Below are 17,407 nucleotides of genomic sequence, written 5' to 3' on the forward strand. Positions count from 1 at the left end.
TATGGGGTGGCGTTGGCGCCAAAAGCGGCATTGTAACTGAAGCGCAAAACCCGCATGGCGTGGTCGGCTTTCCGGCTTATATCGTTTCGTGATTAGTTTATGGGGCCCGCCGAGGGGCGCGCAAAGAGGAACCCGGATACGGGCGTCGGCGCGACGGAGCGGGGCGGCAGGCGGTTTCGCGATGGTCGGGCCCGCATTCGGGTAACATGGCCGACAGACCGGGCGGCGCGCTGTGCGCCGGGGCCCTGTCACGATATTGGCGGTGCCGCAAATCATGATCATCACTTCGCTGCTCGACACGGATCTCTACAAGTTCACGATGATGCAGGTCGTCCTGCATCACTTCCCGGCGGCAAACGTCGAATACCGTTTCAAGTGCCGCACGCAAGGCGTCGATCTCGTGCCGTACATCGACGAGATCCGCGACGAGGTGCGCGGCTTGTGCTCGCTGCGTTTTTCCGACGTCGAACTCGACTACCTGCGGCGGATGCGCTTCATCAAGAGCGATTTCGTCGACTTCCTCGCGCTGTTCCACCTGAACGAGAAGTACATCTCGATCACGCCTTCGCCGAAGGGCAACGGCGAGATCGACATCGAGATCAAGGGGCCGTGGCTGCATACGATCCTGTTCGAGATCCCGGTGCTCGCGATCGTCAACGAAGTCTATTTCCGCAACACGCAGCGCGAGCCCGACTATCGCGAAGGCCGCGAGCGGCTGCGCGAGAAGATCAAGCTGCTCGGCGCGAAGCCCGAGTTCGCCGACTGCAAGATCGCCGACTACGGCACGCGCCGGCGCTTCTCGAAGGTCTGGCACGAGGAAGTCGCGCTCACGCTGCGCGACGGCCTCGGCCCGCAGTTCGCGGGCACGAGCAACGTGCTGTACGCGATGAAGCACGACATCACGCCGCTCGGCACGATGGCTCACGAGTACCTGCAGGCGTGCCAGGCGCTCGGCCCGCGGCTGCGCGACTCGCAGATCTACGGCTTCGAGATGTGGGCGAAGGAATATCGAGGCGACCTCGGGATCGCGCTGTCTGACGTCTACGGGATGGATGCGTTCCTGAACGACTTCGACATGTACTTCTGCAAGCTGTTCGACGGCGCGCGCCACGATTCGGGCGATCCGTTCGACTGGGGCGAGCGGATGCTGCGCCATTACGAGGCGAACCGGTGCGACCCCCGCACGAAGGTGCTCGTGTTCTCGGACGCGCTCGACATCCCGAAGGTCATGCAGTTGTACGAACGGTTCCGCGGCCGCTGCAAGCTCGCGTTCGGCGTCGGCACGAACCTCACCAACGACCTCGGCTACGTGCCGCTGCAGATCGTGATCAAGATGGTGCGCTGCAATGGCCAGCCGGTCGCGAAGCTGTCGGATTCGCCGGGCAAGAGCATGTGCGACGACAAGGCCTATCTCGCGTACCTGCGCCAGGTGTTCGGCATCGCGCAGCCGGTCGATGAAGACGCGTCGAAGTGAGCGTCGGCCGTTCGGTCGAAGGTGCGTGGCGGCAGGGGCGGCCGGTATAATCCGACGTATTGCACGCCAACGTCACGAGGACCGTTCATGGACACTTCTGCTGCCCGTCGCCAGATCCTCGCGCGCATTCGCGCGGCGCAGGGGCGCGCGGCCGAGCCCGATGCAGCGGAGCGCGACGGCGTCGCCGATTATCTCGCCCGCCATCCGCAGGGCCCGCGCCCGCCGATGCCGGCCGATCTCGTCGCCGCATTCGTCGACGAAGCGGCACGCCTGTCGACGACGGTCGACGAAGTCGCGACGCTCGCCGACGCACCGGCCGCCGCTGCCCGCTATCTTTCCGCTCACGGCCTGCCGACGCAGGCCGTCGCATGGCGCACGCTGGCCGATCTCGACTGGGCCGGCGCAGGCCTGTCGGTCGAGTGCCGCAAGCCGCGCGACGGCGATCTCGTCGGCCTTACGGGCTGCTTTTGCGCGACCGCCGAAACGGGTTCGCTGGTGCTGCTGTCCGGTCCCGATACCTATGCATCGGCCGGCCTGCTGCCGGAGACGCACATCGCGATCGTGCCCGCGTCGCGGATCGTCGCCGGTCATGAAGACGCGTTCGCGCTGATCCGTGCGGAGCGCGGCGAGTTGCCGCGCGCGGTCAATTTCGTATCGGGCCCGTCGCGCACGGGCGACATCGAGCAGACCATCGTACTGGGCGCGCACGGCCCGTATCGCGTGCATGCGATCGTCGTCCGGGGCGCATGACGCGCCCGCCGCATCCACTACCACTCGAACAAGGAAGTTCTGCATGAAACGACATGCCGCCTGGGCGGGCATGGCGTCGGGAGTCGCGCTTGGCGCCGTTCCCGCGCTTGCATCGGCCGCAACGCTCGACGGTGCCACGCTGTCCGCACTCTGGGGCATCCCGTTTGCCGGGATCCTGCTGTCCATCGCACTGTTCCCGCTCGTTGCCCCGGTGTTCTGGCATCACCACTTCGGCAAGATTGCGGCCGGGTGGGCGGTCGTATTCCTGATCCCGTTCGCGTTCGCGTTCGGCGCGGGCACCGCGTTCGGCACGCTCGTGCATGCGCTGCTCGAGGAATACATTCCGTTCATCGTGCTGCTCACCGCACTCTATACGGTGGCAGGCGGCATCTACGTGAACGGCAACCTGCACGGATCGCCGAAGCTGAACACCGCGATCCTCGCGCTCGGCACGCTGCTCGCGAGCGTGATGGGCACGACCGGCGCCGCGATGCTGCTGATCCGGCCGCTGCTGCGCGCGAACGACAACCGCAAGCATGTCGTGCACGTCGTGATTTTCTTCATCTTCCTCGTCGCGAACGCGGGCGGCTCGCTGTCGCCGCTCGGCGATCCGCCGCTGTTCCTCGGTTTCCTGAACGGCGTGAGCTTCTTCTGGACGACGACCCATCTCGCGCTGCCGATGCTGTTCATCTGCGTCGTGCTGCTGGCGCTGTTCTTCGTGCTCGACACGTATTTCTACCGGAAGGGCGGCGAGGAGCGGCCGGCCGCGCTCGACCCGACGCCCGACGGCGCGGCGCTGTCGATCGACGGCAAGATCAACTTCGTGCTGCTCGCGGCCGTGGTCGCGCTCGTGCTGATGAGCGGCATCTGGAAGCCGGACATCGCGTTCGACGTGTGGGGCACGCACGTCGCGCTGCAGAACCTCGCGCGCGACGTCGCGCTGGTGGTCGTGACGCTCGCGTCGCTCGCGCTGACGCCGCGTTCCGCGCGTGAAGGCAACGCGTTCAACTGGGCGCCGATCGAGGAGGTCGCGAAGCTGTTCGCGGGAATCTTCGTGACGATCGCGCCGGTGATCGTGATCCTGCGCGCGGGCGCGGACGGCGCGTTCGCGCAGATCGTCCATCTCGTCACGGGGCCGGACGGCAAGCCGATCGACGCGATGTATTTCTGGGCGACGGGCCTGCTTTCGTCGTTCCTCGACAATGCGCCGACCTATCTGGTGTTCTTCAATCTCGCGGGCGGCGATGCGCAGACGTTGATGACGACGGGCGCGTCGACGCTCGCCGCGATCTCCGCAGGCGCGGTGTTCATGGGCGCGAACAGCTATATCGGCAACGCGCCGAACTTCATGGTGAAGGCGATCGCGGAGTCGCGCGGCGTGAAGATGCCGAGCTTCTTCGCGTACCTCGGCTGGGCGCTCGTGATCCTGGTGCCCGTGTTCCTGCTGACGTCGCTGATTTTCTTCCCGGCGTAACCTGACAACTTTCAACCAAGCGCGGGCAGTCCCGGCGGCGCGATGCGCGCCCTGATCGGCCCGCGGCATACGGAGATGGCGATGCAGAAGATTCTGGTCGCGCGTCCGATCTTTCCGGACGTGATCGAACGCCTCAAGCAGTATTTCGAAGTCGACTGGAACGACGGCGACGCGCTCGCACCCGATGCGCTCGCCGCGCGTCTGGCCGACAAGGACGGCGCGCTGACGGCCGGCGATCCGGTCGGCGCGGCGGCGCTCGCGGCGGCGCCGCGCCTGCGTGTCGTGTCGAACATGGCGGTCGGCTACAACAACTTCGACATGGCCGCGTTCAACGCGGCGAACGTGCTCGGCACCAACACGCCGGACGTGCTGAACGAGTCGACCGCCGATTTCGGCTGGGCGCTGATGATGGCCGCCGCGCGCCGGATCGCCGAATCCGAACACTGGCTGCGCGCCGGTCACTGGCAGAAGTGGGCGTACGACGGGTTCCTCGGCACCGACATTTACGGCTCGACGCTCGGCGTCATCGGGATGGGCCGCATCGGCCAGGCGCTCGCGCGCCGCGCGCGCGGTTTCGGGATGCAGGTGATCTATCACAACCGGTCGCGGGTCGCGCCCGAGATCGAGGCCGAGCTGAACGCCGAATACGTGTCGAAGGATGCGCTGCTCGCGCGCGCCGATCACGTCGTGCTCGTGCTGCCGTACACGAAGGAAAACCATCACACGATCGGCGCGGCCGAACTCGCGAAGATGAAGCCCACCGCGACGCTGACCAACATCGCGCGCGGCGGGATCGTCGACGACGCGGCGTTGGCCGCCGCGCTGCGCGACGGGACGATCGCCGCGGCCGGCCTCGACGTATACGAAGGCGAACCGGCCGTGCATCCGGCGCTGCTCGAGGTGCCGAACGTCGTGTTGACGCCGCATATCGCGAGCGCGACCGAAAAGACGCGCCGTGCGATGGCGAACCTCGCCGCCGACAACCTGATCGCCGCACTGGGCGAGGGGCCGCGCGCGGGACAGCCGCCGAATCCGATCAACCCTGACGTGATCGGGAAGCCGCGCGCATGACGATGACGTTGTTGCTTGCGGCGGTCGTCGTGCTGGCCGTCGCGCTTGCGGTGGCGATCGTCGCGATCGTGCGCGGCGGCGGCCGTCACGACGATGCGGCGGTGCTCGGCGACCAGATCGAGGATGCCGCGCATGCGCAGGCGCGCGCGGTCGAGCGGCTCGAACGCGAATTGCGCGGCGAGATCGTCGAGAACGCGCGCGGTTCGCGCACCGAGCTGGCCGGCAGTTTCTCGCAGCTTCAGCAGACGCTCGCCGCGCAATTGACGAGCGTGGCGACCGTGCAGAACAACCAGATCGAGGGTTTCGCTCAGCAGCTCGGCAAGCTCGTCGCCGGCAATGCTCAGCAGTTCGACGCGATGCGCGAGAGCGTGCAGCGTCAGGCGCAGCAGGCGCGCGAGGAGCAGACGGCCGCGCTCAGGCTGTTCGGCGATACGTTGAACCGGCAGCTCACGCAACTGACCGAAGCGAACGATCGTCGGATCGGCGAAGTGCGCGCGACGCTCGAACAGCGGCTGAAGGAAATCGAGACGAACAACGCGGCGAAGCTCGAGGAGATGCGCCGCACCGTCGACGAGAAACTGCACGCGACGCTCGAACAGCGGCTCGGCGAATCGTTCAAGCTCGTGTCGGACCGGCTCGAGCAGGTCCATCGCGGGCTCGGCGAGATGCAGACGCTCGCGGCGGGCGTCGGCGATCTGAAAAAGGTGCTGACCAACGTGAAGACGCGCGGCACCTGGGGCGAGGTGCAGCTCGAGGCGCTGCTCGAACAGATGCTGACGCCCGACCAGTACGCGAAGAACGTCGCGACGGTGCCGAAAAGTACCGAGCGCGTCGAATTTGCGATCCGGCTGCCGGGCCGCGATGCGGGCACGCGCGACGCACCGCCGGTGTGGCTGCCGATCGACGCGAAATTCCCGCGCGAAGACTACGAGCGGCTGATCGACGCGCAGGAGCGCGCCGATGCGGCGGCGGTCGAGGAAGCGGCACGTGCGCTCGAAGCGCGCGTGCGGCTGGAGGCGCGCACGATCGCCGAGAAGTACGTCGCGCCGCCGCACACGACCGATTTCGCGCTGCTGTTCCTGCCGACCGAAGGGCTTTATGCGGAAATTCTGCGCCGCCCGGGGCTGACCGACCTGCTGCAGCGTGACTACCGCGTGACGGTCGCGGGGCCGACGACGCTCACCGCGTTGCTGAACAGCCTGCAGATGGGGTTCCGTACGCTCGCGATCGAGCAGCGCTCGAGCGAAGTATGGCAAGTGCTCGGCGCGGTGAAGACGGAGTTCGGCAAGTTCGGCGACGTGCTCGCGCGCACGAAGGCGCAGCTCGAAACGGTCACGCGCTCGATCGAGTCCGCCGAGCAGCGTACGCGTGTGATGAGCCGCAAGCTGAAGCAGGTCGAGGCGTTGCCGGGCGATACGGCGGCCGGCTTGCTCGGTTCGGACGGCGCGGACGGCGCCGATGCCGACGACGCTTGATCGAGTGCGGATCGCAATGAAAACGGGCGCCGTCGGCGCCCGTTTCCTTTTGCAGCAGGGTAGTTCGGCCGCGGCTCGCGCGGGCCGACGCTCAGCGGCCTGCGAGCGTATCCAGCGCGTCGCCCGTTACGCGAACGATGCGCCATTCGGGCAGCACGGTCGCGCCCATCTTTTCGTAGAAATCGATCGCGGGCTGGTTCCAGTCGAGGACCGACCATTCGAAACGCCCGCAACGACGCTCGACGGCCAGTGCCGCGAGGTGGCGCAGCATCGCGGTGCCGAGGCCGGTGCCGCGCTGCGACGGCTGCACGTACAGATCCTCGAGATAGAGGCCGCGACGGCCGAGGAACGTCGAATAGTTGTGGAAGAACAGCGCATACGCGACGATCGCGCCGTTGCGCTCGGCCACGAGCGCTTCGGCGGCAGGCCGCTCGCCGAACAGCGCGTCGGCGAGATCCGCTTCGGTCGCGACGAACAGATGCGTGAGCTTCTCGAATTCGGCCAGCTCGCGCATCAGCGCGAGGATCGCGCCGACGTCGCGCGCTTCGGCCGCGCGGATCAGCGGCGCGTCGCTCACGCTTCCTCCGGCGGATCGGACAGCACGATCTCGATGCCGCCGAAGCGCGATGCGACCCAGTTGTATGCGTGACATGCGATCCACAGCAGCACGAAGCCGAGGATGGCGTTCAGCAGCAGCGCGCTCAGGATCGTGCTCAACTCGACCATCCCGTAACGGATGTACGCGACGAGAATGCCGAGCAGCACGATCGGCACGCTGAACGTCAGGTAGACGAGGATCAGCGCCTTCGCGGTCTGCCCCGCGGCGATCGACGAAATTTGTTTCTTCATGTGCGGATTGCCCCCGTAGAGATATATCGATAGTGGAATTCAGATCAGGCCGTCGAGCGGCAGGATGTCGACCGGGGTGCCCGCGTCGATTGCCGCGGTATCGTGACCCAGGACGATGAAACAGTTGGCGGCCGCGAGGCCGCTCAGCGACGCAGAACTCTGCGAACCGGCCGGCGCGACGTGCCAGCGGCCGTCGACGGCGCGCGTCGCGATGCCGCGCAGGTATTCGGTGCGGCCCGGACGCGTCTTCAGCGCATGCGTGCTGAGCGCCGTGTACATCGCCGGCGGCGGCGTCTGCGCGCCGGCCAGCGTCAGCAGTGCGGGGCGCACGATCGCGTAGAACGTCACGGCGGACGCGACCGGATTGCCGGGCAGCCCGAAGAACAGCGCGTGACCGGCGCCGCCGGGCGCACGTGCGAGCGTGCCGCACGCGAGCGGCCGGCCGGGCCGCAGCGCGAGGCTGGCGAACGTGACGTCGCCGAGCCGCGCCATCACGTCGTGCGTGAAGTCGGCTTCGCCGACGGATACGCCGCCCGACGTGATCACCGCGTCGGCCTGCGCGGCGACGGCGTCGCGCAGTGCGGCTTCGAGCGCGGCCGGGTCGTCGCGGACAATCCCGAGATCGATCGCGTCGACGTGCAGCCTTTCGAGCATCGCGATCAGCATCCCGCGATTGCTGTCATACAGTGCGCCGCGACCGAGCGGTTCGCCGGGCTCGCGCAGTTCGTCGCCGGTCGAGAACACGGCGACGCGCACGCGCCGGCGCACCGTGACGTCGATGAAGCCGAATGACGCGAGCAGGCCGAGATCGGACGGCCGCAGGATGCGGCCCGCGGCGAGCGCGCAGGCGCCGCGCGCGAGATCCTCGCCGGCCTTGCGGCAGTTCGCGCCGCGCGCGATGTCGTGCGCGGCGAAGCGGATCGTGTCGCCGTCGACGTGCACGCGTTCCTGCGGAATCACCGTATCGCATCCGGCCGGCATCGGCGCGCCCGTCATGATGCGCACGCATGAACCGGCCGCCACGGCGCCGTCGAACGGATGGCCCGCGAACGCGGTGCCGGCGACCGTCAGCGCGACGTCCCCCTGCGGCGACGGGGGCGCGCCGGTGCTGCCGTCGAACGCATAACCGTCCATCGCCGAGTTGTCGTACGCGGGAATGTCGAACGGTGCGTTCACGTCGGCCGCAAGCACGCGGTCGAGCGCGTCGCGCAGCGTCACCGTGTCGCACGCGTCGACGGGCACCGCGAAGCGGCACGCGAGCGCCTGCGCGTCGGCAAGCGACAGCGGGGCATCGGAATCGGGTGCGGTTCGGGAGGCGGGCGAGGATTGCGTGATCATCAGTCGGACTGCGCCGCGAGGCGTATCGGGTTCGTGGCCGGTGGCGCGAGGAGGGTGCCTGGGCGCGGGTTTCGCGTGCGGCGGGCGCCGGGCGGGAACGGCGCGGGCGCCGTCAGCGACGGGCCAGCGCGGCGAGTTCCTGCCAGGAGTTGGCATTGTAAAACGCACGCTCGTCGCGAAACTCGACTTCGACCGTCTTGTGGCGTGCGTACCACGCACGCACCTTGCGGTCGCCGGCTGCAAGCCGCGCGGCGAGATCGTCGGCCAGCGCCGTGCGCAGCAGCGCGAACGTCGGCTGCGGCGAGCGCGCCTGCTGCGCGTCGACGGTTACCGCCATCGCGATGTCGGCCTGCTGCGCGTCGAGCGCCGCATGCAGCCGCGCGACCAGGTCGGCGGGCAGAAACGGCGTATCGCACGGCGAGCACGCGACGAGCGGTGCGCGCGCCGCCCGCATGCCGGCGAGCAGGCCCGCTAGCGGGCCGGGGAAATCGGGCGTTTCGTCCGCGACGATGCGCGCGTCGAACGGCGCACCGAGCTCCGCATAACGATCGGCATGGCGATTCGCACTGATCAGCGTCTCGCCGACCTGTGGCGACAGCCGGCGCAGCACGTGCAGCGCGAGCGGCGTTCCGTCGAGCAGTTGCAGGCCCTTGTCGACGCCGTCCATGCGCGTGGCGCGCCCGCCTGCGAGCAGCAGGCCGGCGATCGAGGGAGAGGCGGAAACGGGCATCGTGCGAGGGTGGAAAGGGCGGCGTGCGTCAGCCGCCGATATACGACATTTCGACGCGCTTGCCGGCGCCGTCGGGCGAGGCTTCGGCCGACGCGCTGCCGCGCAGTTGCGAATAGCGGTCGGTGCGCGCCTGCCAGATGCGGGCGATCGCGGTCCCGATCTCGGCGTCGCTTGCGCCGCCGCGCACGAGCGCGCGCAGGTCGTGGCCCGTCGACGCGAACAGGCACAGGTACAGCTTGCCTTCGGTCGACAGCCGCGCGCGCGTACAGTCGCCGCAGAAGGCTTGCGTGACGCTCGAGATCACGCCGATCTCGCCGCTGCCGTCCGCATAGCCCCAGCGCTGCGCGGTTTCGGCCGCCGTGTGCGCGTCGAGCGGCACGAGCGGGAAATGTTCGGCGATCCGTGCAACGACGTCTGCCGACGGCAGTACCTCGGTCATGTTCCAGCCGTTCGACGTGCCGACGTCCATGTATTCGATGAAGCGCAGGATCACGCCGGTGCCGCGGAAACGCTCGGCCATCGGCAGGATCTCGCCGTCGTTGGTACCGCGCTTCACGACCATGTTGACCTTGACCGGCGCGAGGCCGGCGGCCTGGGCCGCGAAGATGCCGTCGAGCACGTCGGCGCTCGCGAACTCGGCGTCGTTCATGCGCTTGAACAGCGTATCGTCGAGCGCGTCGAGGCTGACCGTCACGCGCGTGAGCCCGGCGTCCTTCAGCGCGCGCGCCTTGCGTGCGAGCAGCGAGCCGTTGGTCGTCAGCGTCAGGTCGAGCGGGCGGCCGTCAGGCGTCGTCAGGCGCGCGAGGCGCTCGATCAGGAATTCGAGGTTCTTGCGCAGCAGCGGCTCGCCGCCCGTGATGCGGATCTTCTCGACGCCGTGTGCGACAAAGAGTCGCGCCACGCGTTCGATTTCCTCGTGTGTGAGCAGCGCGCTGTGCGGCAGGAACGGGTAGTCCTTGTCGAAGACCGCGCGCGGCATGCAGTACACGCAGCGGAAATTGCAGCGGTCCGTCACCGAAATGCGCAGGTCGCGCAGCGGCCTGGCGAACGTGTCGGCCAGCGTGCCGTCGGGGGCATGCGCGACGCCGGAGACGTCCGGCACCCCGCTGACGTCGGCGAGAGGAATGATGCGTCGGGACATGTTGAAAGAAGTGCGAGCCAGACTTGTATTTTAGCCGCAAGCGGCCGACCGGGCCGGTGGGCGGAAACCCGCGGTGCGGACGTGAAAAAGCCCGCCGGAGGCGGGCTTTTCCTGGTCGGGCGATGCGCCGATTAGTGGTGCGTCGTTTCGACCTGCTGCATCGGGGCCGTATCGACCGGCGGCAGCACCTTGCGTTCGCGCGGCACGCGCGCCGGACGCGGGAGGCGCGACGCGGCTTCCTGTGCAGCGGCGAACTTGTCTGCGTCCGTGTTCACCCAGACGAGACCGGCCTGCTCCAGCACGACATCCAGGCTCGCCGAAGCGGGCGCGGCTGCCGGTTGGACGGGCGCAGGAGCCGGTGCCGGTGCTGCAACGGCCTCGACCGGTGCCGCTTCGACACGTGCCGGCTCGATAGCCACCGGAGCGGCTTCGGTCGTCACGGCCGGTGCGGCCTGCTCGACGGGCGCGGACTGCGGCGCCTCGACAGCGGCCGGGGCCGCTGCCGGTACTGCCGGCACTTCGAACGCGTCGGTCGGCGAAACCGCGACCGGAGCCGGACCGGCTTCCGTGTCGACGGCCGGTGCGACCGGTGCCGGTTCTGCTGCTGCCGCGACGGCGACCGCGGGCTCGACCGGAGCGGCCGGAGCCGCTTCGGCGTGTGCCGGTGCCGATTGAGCTTCGACAGCGGCCGGCGCAGCATGCTGCTCGACGGATGCCTCGACGGCGACGGCGCTTGCCGCGGCGACGGCCGCGACGACTGCCGGTGCGGCCGTGTGGGCCGGTTCGACAGCGGCCGGTGCTTCCGGCGTCACGGTTTGCGCTGCGGCTTCGCCATTCGGGCCTTGCTCGGCCTGGTCGACGACTGCGCCGTCTTCGTCGCGCTCGCGACGACCGCCGCGGCGGCCGCGACGGCGGCGGCGACGTTCCTCGCCGTCACGCGCGCCGGCTTCCGCATCGGCTGCCAGCTCGGCGCCCGGCAGGGCTTCTGCAACGGCCTTGTCGGTTTCCGGTTCCGGATGGTTTTCGCCACGGGTGACGGTCTCGAGCGTGGCCGCATGCTGGGTCGGCTTGCGGCGTTCGCCGCGCTCGCGACGCTCGCCGCGTTCCTGGCGTTCGCCACGACTTGCTGCGTCGACGCCTTCCGGCTGCTCGGCACGCTCGCGCGGTTCGCGGTTCTCGCGCGGTTCGCGCGGCTCACGGCTTTCACGCGGCTCGCGCGGTTCGCGACCTTCGCGCTGGCCACGGCCCTCGCGACCTTCGCGGCCCTCACGACCTTCGCGGATTTCGCGACCTTCACGCGGCTCGCGACCCTCGCGCGGCTCACGGCCTTCACGCGGTTCGCGCGCTTCCTTGCCTTCGCGCTCCAGGCGTTGCGGCTGACCACGGCCTGCTGCTGCCTGGTCGCGGCCGCCTTGCGCCTGCTGGGCGCCGCCGCGACGGTTGCGGTTGCGATCGCCGCCGCGCTGCTCGGTCTTCTCGGTACGCTCGCGAGCCGGGCGGGCCGCCTGTTCCTTCGCCGGTGCCGGAGCAACCGGTGCGGGCGCCGGAGCCGGCGACATGCCGAACAGGCCCTTCAGCCAGCCGATGAAGCCGCCGCTTGCCGCGGCGACCGGTGCGGGGGCCGGAACGGGCTCGACCGGGCGCTGCGGCGCCGGGCTCGGGGCCGGGCGCTCGGGCGTGATGCCCTTGACCGCGGCTTCCTGCTTCGGCTTCACTTCTGCGGTGCGCTTGCTGTAGCCGGTTTCCGACTCGAGTTCGCGGGCAGCTTCCTCGGCCATCTTCCAGGACGCGCGCGGATCGTCGAGGCGCGCGTCGTCGTGGCGCAGGCGCTCGAGCTTGTAGTGCGGCGTATCGAGGTGCTTGTTCGGGATCAGCACGATGCCGACCTTGAAGCGCGACTCGATCTTGTTGATTTCCTGACGCTTTTCGTTGAGCAGGAAGGCGGTCACCTCGACCGGCACCTGGCAGTGGATCGCCGCGGTGTTTTCCTTCATCGCTTCTTCCTGAATGATCCGCAGGACCTGCAGCGCGGACGATTCGGTGTCGCGGATGTGGCCGGTGCCGTTACAGCGCGGGCAGGTCACGTGGCTGCCTTCCGACAGGGCCGGGCGCAGGCGCTGGCGCGACAGTTCCATCAGGCCGAAGCGGGAGATCTTGCCCATCTGCACGCGTGCACGGTCGTGCTTGAGCGCGTCTTTCAGGCGCTGCTCGACTTCGCGCTGGCTCTTCGCCGATTCCATGTCGATGAAATCGATCACGATCAGGCCGCCGAGGTCGCGCAGGCGGAGCTGACGGGCGACTTCGTCGGCCGCTTCGAGGTTCGTGCGGGTCGCCGTTTCCTCGATGTCCGCGCCCTTGGTTGCGCGCGCCGAGTTCACGTCGATCGCGACGAGCGCTTCGGTGTGGTCGATCACGATCGCGCCGCCGGACGGCAGCGGCACCGTGCGCGAGTAGGCCGTTTCGATCTGGTGCTCGATCTGGAAGCGGGAGAACAGCGGCACGTCGTCGTGGTAGCGCTTCACCTTCGACACGTTGTCCGGCATCACGATGTCCATGAACGCACGGGCCTGATCGTGGATCTCGGTCGTGTCGATCAGGATTTCGCCGATATCGGGCTGGAAATAGTCCCGGATCGCGCGGATCACGAGGCTCGATTCCAGGTAGATCAGCATCGGCTGGCCGGAGTTGCCGCTTTGCGACGCCGCTTCGATCGCGCGCCACAGCTGCAGCAGGTAGTTCAGGTCCCATTGCAGTTCCTCGGCGCTGCGGCCGATGCCCGCGGTACGGGCGATCATGCTCATGCCGTCCGGAATCTGCAGCTGCGACATCGTTTCGCGCAGTTCCTGGCGCTCGTCGCCCTCGATCCGACGCGACACACCGCCGCCGCGCGGATTGTTCGGCATCAGCACCAGGTAGCGGCCGGCGAGCGAGATGAAGGTCGTGAGGGCGGCACCCTTGTTGCCACGCTCTTCCTTCTCGACCTGGACGATCAGCTCCTGGCCTTCGCGCAGGGCATCCTGGATGCGCGCGGAGCGCATGTCGATGCCTTCCTTGAAGTACTGGCGGGCGACTTCCTTGAACGGCAGGAAGCCGTGGCGGTCTTCGCCGTAGTTGACGAAGCACGCTTCGAGCGACGGCTCGATGCGGGTGATGACACCCTTGTAGATATTGCCTTTGCGCTGTTCGCGCCCGGCTGTCTCGATGTCGATGTCGATGAGCTTTTGCCCATCGACGATGGCGACGCGCAGCTCCTCCTGCTGCGTCGCATTGAACAGCATGCGTTTCATGAACGACTCCAGGCGGCTCCGCGCCGGCGCTTCGCGGTTGTCAGTCGCGAGAGCGGGAACGACGGCAGGCCGCGCCTTGTTGTGTTGTCACGAGCACGCTGGAGCGGGAACGATGGCGGGGAGAATTGCCTGAAGAGGCGCTTGGGCCCGATAGACGGGGCCGGCGGCCGTAGGGCACCTGCGAATACGGCTTCAAAGCACGGCGTTCACACACCGCACGCTGCACAAAAGCGCGCTAAGCCTGAGTCCGGGCATTGCCACGGGCGCGCGCAATGCGTCGCGCGCGCCGACGGGCGGCAGATGCTGCGGCTTGGGCCGCAGCGGGGAGTATCGAATCCAGCCCGACTTTCCCGCTTGGGGTGTACTTCCCTGGTTTGACGTCGCCAAGCCCCGCACGCTTCGCGGGGCCAAATCGGGCGCAACGCCGTAATTTTCGCAACCGGCAGCCTGCGGACGCACTTCGCGCCGTCGGGCTGCCGATCAAATTCTTTTCAACCAACTTTCCGTTACCGCGGCGCCTTGCCGACCGAATCCGCCTGTGGGCGCGATCCTTGCCGACGGGCGGCGCCGTGCGTGCAACTTGCTGCATCTCTTTGATTAGGGGCGAGCAGCGGACCCCCGGCGCAAGTAAAATAATGGTTTCCGCTTGCACCTTGCCCGACTCGGTCGGGGCCGGCCGGTCAGGCCACCCTCAACGTCAGGCTGGGCAAAATTATATTCAGTATGAATGAGTTAGGCAAAATATCCCAGAATTCGGTCGCAAGCGGCCAGGTATCGATGATCGAGATCGACGAAAACTCGGCCGGTCAGCGGATCGACAACTTCCTGTTGCGCGTCTGTAAAGGCGTGCCGAAAAGCCATATTTACCGGATCCTCCGCAGCGGCGAAGTGCGCGTGAACAAGGGCCGGATCGATGCGCAGTACCGTCTCGCCCTCGGCGACGTCGTCCGCGTGCCGCCCGTGCGCGTGGCGGCGGCGGACCTCGCGCGCGCCGACACGCCCATCGTGCCGTCCGCGAAGTTCGACGTGCTGTACGAGGATGACGCGATGCTCGTCATCGACAAGCCGGCCGGGGTCGCCGTGCACGGCGGCAGCGGCGTCGCGTTCGGCGTGATCGAGCAGATGCGCCAGGCGCACCCGCGCGCGAAATTCCTCGAACTCGTGCACCGGCTCGACCGCGAGACGTCCGGGATCCTGATGCTCGCGAAGAAACGCACGGCGCTCGTGGGCCTGCACGAACAGATCCGCGAGAACCGGATGGACAAACGTTACTTCGCATGCGTCCACGGCGAATGGCAGCCCGACTGGGGGCGCCGCCGCGCGGTGAAGGCACCGCTGTTCAAGTATTCGACCCCGGAAGGGGAGCGCCGCGTGCGCGTACAGGACGACGGGCTGCCGTCGCATACGGTGTTCAACCTCGTCGACCGCTGGCCCGACTACGCGCTCGTCGAAGCGGAACTCAAAACGGGTCGGACCCATCAGATCCGCGTGCACCTCGCGCATCTCGGCCTGCCGATCGCCGGCGACGCCAAGTATGGCGATTTCGCACTGAACAAGGCGCTGGCGCGCGCGAATGCGCAGCCGTCGTTGAAACGGATGTTCCTGCATGCGCACCGGCTGCGGCTCAACCATCCGCTGACCGGCGAGGCGCTGCAGTTCGATGCGCCGCTGCCGGACGAATGCCGGCGCTTCCTCGACCAACTCAGCGCACTGCGCGATACCGCCTGAACCGCATGGCTCGACAGCAATTTGACCTGATCGTCTTCGACTGGGACGGCACGCTGATGGATTCGACTGCGCACATCGCGCACAGCATCCAGGCCGCATGCCGCGATCTCGGCCTGCCCACGCCATCCGACGAGGCGTCGCGCTACGTGATCGGCCTCGGCCTGCGCGATGCGCTGCAGGTTACCGCTCCGACCCTCGATCCGTCCGACTATCCGCGGCTGGCCGAGCGCTACCGTTATCACTATCTGCTCGACGACCAGCGCATCGAACTGTTCGCCGGCGTGCGCGAGCTGCTCGCCGAGTTGCGCGATACGGGCTACCTGCTCGCCGTTGCAACCGGCAAGGGGCGGGTCGGGCTGAATCGCGTGCTTGACCAGTCGAAGCTGACGAGTGTGTTCGACGCGACGCGCTGCGCGGACGAGACGTTCTCGAAGCCGCATCCGGCGATGCTGCACGAGCTGTCCCGGGAATTGGGGCAGGACCTCGCGCGCACCGTGATGATCGGCGACACGACGCATGACCTGCAGATGGCCGCGAGCGCCGGAGCGGCCGGCGTCGGTGTCGCATACGGCGCGCACACGGCCGACGCGCTGGCTGCGCTCGCGCCGCGCTTCGTCGCGCCGGACGTCGACGCGCTGGCCGCGTGGCTGCGGGAGCACGCATGAGCGCGGCGCCGGACGCCGTGCGCGTGTGCGCATCGGACGCGCTGGCCGACGGCGGCGCCGGCGTGCGCGTCGACGCGACGCTGCGCGGCGAGCAGGCCGTCGTGTTCTTCGTGCGCTACGACGGTCGCGCATACGGTTACCTGAATCGCTGCGCACACGTGCCGATGGAGCTCGACTGGTCCGAAGGGCAGTTCTTCGAGTCGTCGGGCCTGTACCTGATGTGCGCGACGCACGGCGCGATCTACGCGCCGGATACCGGCAAGTGCGTCGGCGGCCCGTGCCGCGGCGGCCGCCTGCGGCCGGTCGAGGTCGACGAACGCGACACGCCCGACGGGCGTGCGGTATTCTGGGTGCCCGACGCCGACCTGCGTCCTGCCGCTCCCGCCACGACCGACTGACGACAACACTGCATGGCCGACCAACCGAATTCCCCCGATTCCTCCCCCCGTCCCGACAGCCGTGAACCGAACTGGGAGCGCGCGGCGCTCGAGCGGATCGCGCTCGCGGCCGTGAAGGAACAGCGCGCGGCGCGGCGCTGGAAGATTTTCTTCCGCTTCGCGTTCCTGGGCGTGTTCGTGCTGCTCGCGTTCGCGCTGATCGATTTCTCGAGCGATTCGAAATTATCGTCGAGCGGGCGGCATACGGCGCTCGTGACGATCGACGGCGAGATCGCGGCCGGCGTCAATGCGAATGCCGAGGACATCAACACGGCGCTCGGCTCCGCGTTCGACGACGACGGTACGGTCGGCGTCGTGCTGCGGATCAACAGCCCGGGCGGCAGCCCCGTGCAGGCCGGCATGGTCTACGACGAGATCCGGCGGCTGCGCGCGAAGCATCCGGACAAGCCGCTGTACGTCGTCGTGACCGACATGTGCGCATCGGGCGGCTATTACATCGCGGCCGCGGCCGACAAGATCTTCGTCGACAAGGCAAGCATTGTCGGGTCGATCGGCGTGCTGATGGACGGTTTCGGCTTCACCGGGCTGATGGGCAAGCTCGGTGTCGATCGGCGCCTGCACACGTCAGGCGAAAACAAGGGCTTCTACGATCCGTTCTCGCCGGAGACGCCGAAGATGGACGCGCATGCGCAGGCGCTGCTCGACCAGGTGCACGCGCAGTTCATCAAGGCCGTGAAGGAGGGCCGCGGCAAGCGTCTGCATGAGACGCCCGACATGTTCTCCGGCCTGTTCTGGACCGGCGAGAAGAGCGTCGAACTCGGGCTTGCCGACGGCTACGGCACGACCGACACGGTCGCGCGCGACGTGCTGAAGGCGCCCGATCTCGTCGACTATACGGTGAAGGAAAGCCTGACGAACCGCGTCGCACGCAAGTTCGGCGCGGCCGTCGGCGGCGCCGCGATGAAGGCGCTGACGGCCGGCGGCGCGTCGTTCAGCCTGCGCTGACCGGCGACGGGCAAGGGGCGTC

The 17,407-nt window shown here is 68.2% G+C and carries 15 protein-coding genes; 9 read left to right on the forward strand and 6 right to left on the reverse strand.

The window, feature by feature from the left end:
• The first annotated feature begins 274 nt into the window (after positions 1–274).
• From pncB to rmuC, 5 genes are all read left to right on the forward strand, one after another.
• Positions 275–1,474 (forward strand): nicotinate phosphoribosyltransferase, encoded by a 1,200-nt coding sequence (pncB, locus tag MRS60_RS05190; protein WP_243565316.1) that lies wholly within the window; start codon positions 275–277, stop codon positions 1,472–1,474.
• An 87-nt stretch (positions 1,475–1,561) separates the two neighbouring features.
• Entirely contained in the window at positions 1,562–2,224 is a 663-nt protein-coding gene (locus MRS60_RS05195) for a LutC/YkgG family protein (protein WP_105393600.1), read from the forward strand.
• Between the two features lie 43 nt (positions 2,225–2,267).
• Entirely contained in the window at positions 2,268–3,698 is a 1,431-nt protein-coding gene (locus tag MRS60_RS05200) for a sodium:proton antiporter (RefSeq protein ID WP_034183079.1), read from the forward strand.
• 81 nt (positions 3,699–3,779) lie between these two features.
• Positions 3,780–4,769 carry a 2-hydroxyacid dehydrogenase gene (locus MRS60_RS05205; RefSeq protein ID WP_105393607.1) on the forward strand — a complete coding sequence of 330 codons (990 nt, stop codon included), beginning with the start codon at positions 3,780–3,782 and terminating at the stop codon, positions 4,767–4,769.
• A complete protein-coding gene (rmuC, locus tag MRS60_RS05210) occupies positions 4,766–6,244 on the forward strand; it encodes a DNA recombination protein RmuC (RefSeq protein ID WP_034183080.1) in 1,479 nt (492 codons plus the stop codon). The genes MRS60_RS05205 and rmuC overlap by 4 nt, the downstream gene beginning before the upstream one ends.
• Before the next feature lie 91 nt (positions 6,245–6,335).
• Here rmuC and MRS60_RS05215 read toward each other — a convergent pair whose 3' ends face one another.
• The 6 genes from MRS60_RS05215 to MRS60_RS05240 all read right to left on the reverse strand — a co-directional run bounded on the left by MRS60_RS05215 (position 6,336) and on the right by MRS60_RS05240 (position 13,589).
• Positions 6,336–6,821, reverse strand: coding sequence for a GNAT family N-acetyltransferase (locus MRS60_RS05215; protein WP_105390714.1), 486 nt, complete (start codon positions 6,819–6,821; stop codon positions 6,336–6,338).
• Entirely contained in the window at positions 6,818–7,093 is a 276-nt protein-coding gene (locus tag MRS60_RS05220; protein ID WP_006476519.1) for a hypothetical protein, read from the reverse strand. Before MRS60_RS05220 ends, MRS60_RS05215 begins: the two co-directional genes overlap by 4 nt.
• Positions 7,094–7,132: 39 nt before the next feature.
• Positions 7,133–8,431, reverse strand: coding sequence for a molybdopterin molybdotransferase MoeA (gene moeA, locus MRS60_RS05225; RefSeq protein WP_034183082.1), 1,299 nt, complete (start codon positions 8,429–8,431; stop codon positions 7,133–7,135).
• 112 nt (positions 8,432–8,543) lie between these two features.
• Positions 8,544–9,161: a molybdenum cofactor guanylyltransferase MobA gene (gene mobA / locus MRS60_RS05230; protein ID WP_034183083.1), complete on the reverse strand. Its 618-nt coding sequence runs from the start codon at positions 9,159–9,161 to the stop codon at positions 8,544–8,546.
• A 28-nt stretch (positions 9,162–9,189) separates the two neighbouring features.
• Positions 9,190–10,302 carry a GTP 3',8-cyclase MoaA gene (moaA, locus tag MRS60_RS05235; RefSeq protein WP_034183084.1) on the reverse strand — a complete coding sequence of 371 codons (1,113 nt, stop codon included), beginning with the start codon at positions 10,300–10,302 and terminating at the stop codon, positions 9,190–9,192.
• A gap of 131 nt (positions 10,303–10,433) precedes the next feature.
• Positions 10,434–13,589 (reverse strand): Rne/Rng family ribonuclease, encoded by a 3,156-nt coding sequence (locus MRS60_RS05240; RefSeq protein WP_243565317.1) that lies wholly within the window; start codon positions 13,587–13,589, stop codon positions 10,434–10,436.
• Between the two features lie 723 nt (positions 13,590–14,312).
• On the opposite strand from MRS60_RS05240, the gene MRS60_RS05245 reads away from it, so the two are divergent.
• From MRS60_RS05245 to MRS60_RS05260, 4 genes are read left to right on the forward strand one after another with little or no spacing between them, the layout of a single operon-like run.
• Positions 14,313–15,317 carry an RluA family pseudouridine synthase gene (locus tag MRS60_RS05245; RefSeq protein ID WP_175748832.1) on the forward strand — a complete coding sequence of 335 codons (1,005 nt, stop codon included), beginning with the start codon at positions 14,313–14,315 and terminating at the stop codon, positions 15,315–15,317.
• Positions 15,318–15,322: 5 nt separating this feature from the next.
• On the forward strand, positions 15,323–15,982 hold the full coding sequence (locus MRS60_RS05250) for an HAD-IA family hydrolase (RefSeq protein WP_034183086.1): 660 nt from the start codon (positions 15,323–15,325) through the stop codon (positions 15,980–15,982).
• Complete coding sequence (locus MRS60_RS05255) at positions 15,979–16,380, forward strand: Rieske (2Fe-2S) protein (protein ID WP_034183087.1); 402 nt, start codon at positions 15,979–15,981, stop codon at positions 16,378–16,380. The genes MRS60_RS05250 and MRS60_RS05255 overlap by 4 nt, the downstream gene beginning before the upstream one ends.
• 12 nt (positions 16,381–16,392) lie before the next feature.
• Positions 16,393–17,385 (forward strand): S49 family peptidase, encoded by a 993-nt coding sequence (locus MRS60_RS05260; RefSeq protein WP_034183088.1) that lies wholly within the window; start codon positions 16,393–16,395, stop codon positions 17,383–17,385.
• Positions 17,386–17,407 lie beyond the last annotated feature (22 nt).

This window comes from Burkholderia pyrrocinia (assembly GCF_022809715.1).
Taxonomy (GTDB): Bacteria; Pseudomonadota; Gammaproteobacteria; order Burkholderiales; family Burkholderiaceae; genus Burkholderia; species Burkholderia pyrrocinia_C.

Coding starts and splice junctions, on each gene's coding strand:
- pncB (WP_243565316.1), top strand. CDS start 275: ATGATCATCACTTCGCTGCTCGACACGGATCTCTACAAGTTCACGATG.
- MRS60_RS05195 (WP_105393600.1), top strand. CDS start 1,562: ATGGACACTTCTGCTGCCCGTCGCCAGATCCTCGCGCGCATTCGCGCG.
- MRS60_RS05200 (WP_034183079.1), top strand. CDS start 2,268: ATGAAACGACATGCCGCCTGGGCGGGCATGGCGTCGGGAGTCGCGCTT.
- MRS60_RS05205 (WP_105393607.1), top strand. CDS start 3,780: ATGCAGAAGATTCTGGTCGCGCGTCCGATCTTTCCGGACGTGATCGAA.
- rmuC (WP_034183080.1), top strand. CDS start 4,766: ATGACGATGACGTTGTTGCTTGCGGCGGTCGTCGTGCTGGCCGTCGCG.
- MRS60_RS05220 (WP_006476519.1), bottom strand. CDS start 7,093: ATGAAGAAACAAATTTCGTCGATCGCCGCGGGGCAGACCGCGAAGGCG.
- moeA (WP_034183082.1), bottom strand. CDS start 8,431: ATGATCACGCAATCCTCGCCCGCCTCCCGAACCGCACCCGATTCCGAT.
- mobA (WP_034183083.1), bottom strand. CDS start 9,161: ATGCCCGTTTCCGCCTCTCCCTCGATCGCCGGCCTGCTGCTCGCAGGC.
- moaA (WP_034183084.1), bottom strand. CDS start 10,302: ATGTCCCGACGCATCATTCCTCTCGCCGACGTCAGCGGGGTGCCGGAC.
- MRS60_RS05240 (WP_243565317.1), bottom strand. CDS start 13,589: ATGAAACGCATGCTGTTCAATGCGACGCAGCAGGAGGAGCTGCGCGTC.
- MRS60_RS05245 (WP_175748832.1), top strand. CDS start 14,313: ATGAATGAGTTAGGCAAAATATCCCAGAATTCGGTCGCAAGCGGCCAG.
- MRS60_RS05250 (WP_034183086.1), top strand. CDS start 15,323: ATGGCTCGACAGCAATTTGACCTGATCGTCTTCGACTGGGACGGCACG.
- MRS60_RS05255 (WP_034183087.1), top strand. CDS start 15,979: ATGAGCGCGGCGCCGGACGCCGTGCGCGTGTGCGCATCGGACGCGCTG.
- MRS60_RS05260 (WP_034183088.1), top strand. CDS start 16,393: ATGGCCGACCAACCGAATTCCCCCGATTCCTCCCCCCGTCCCGACAGC.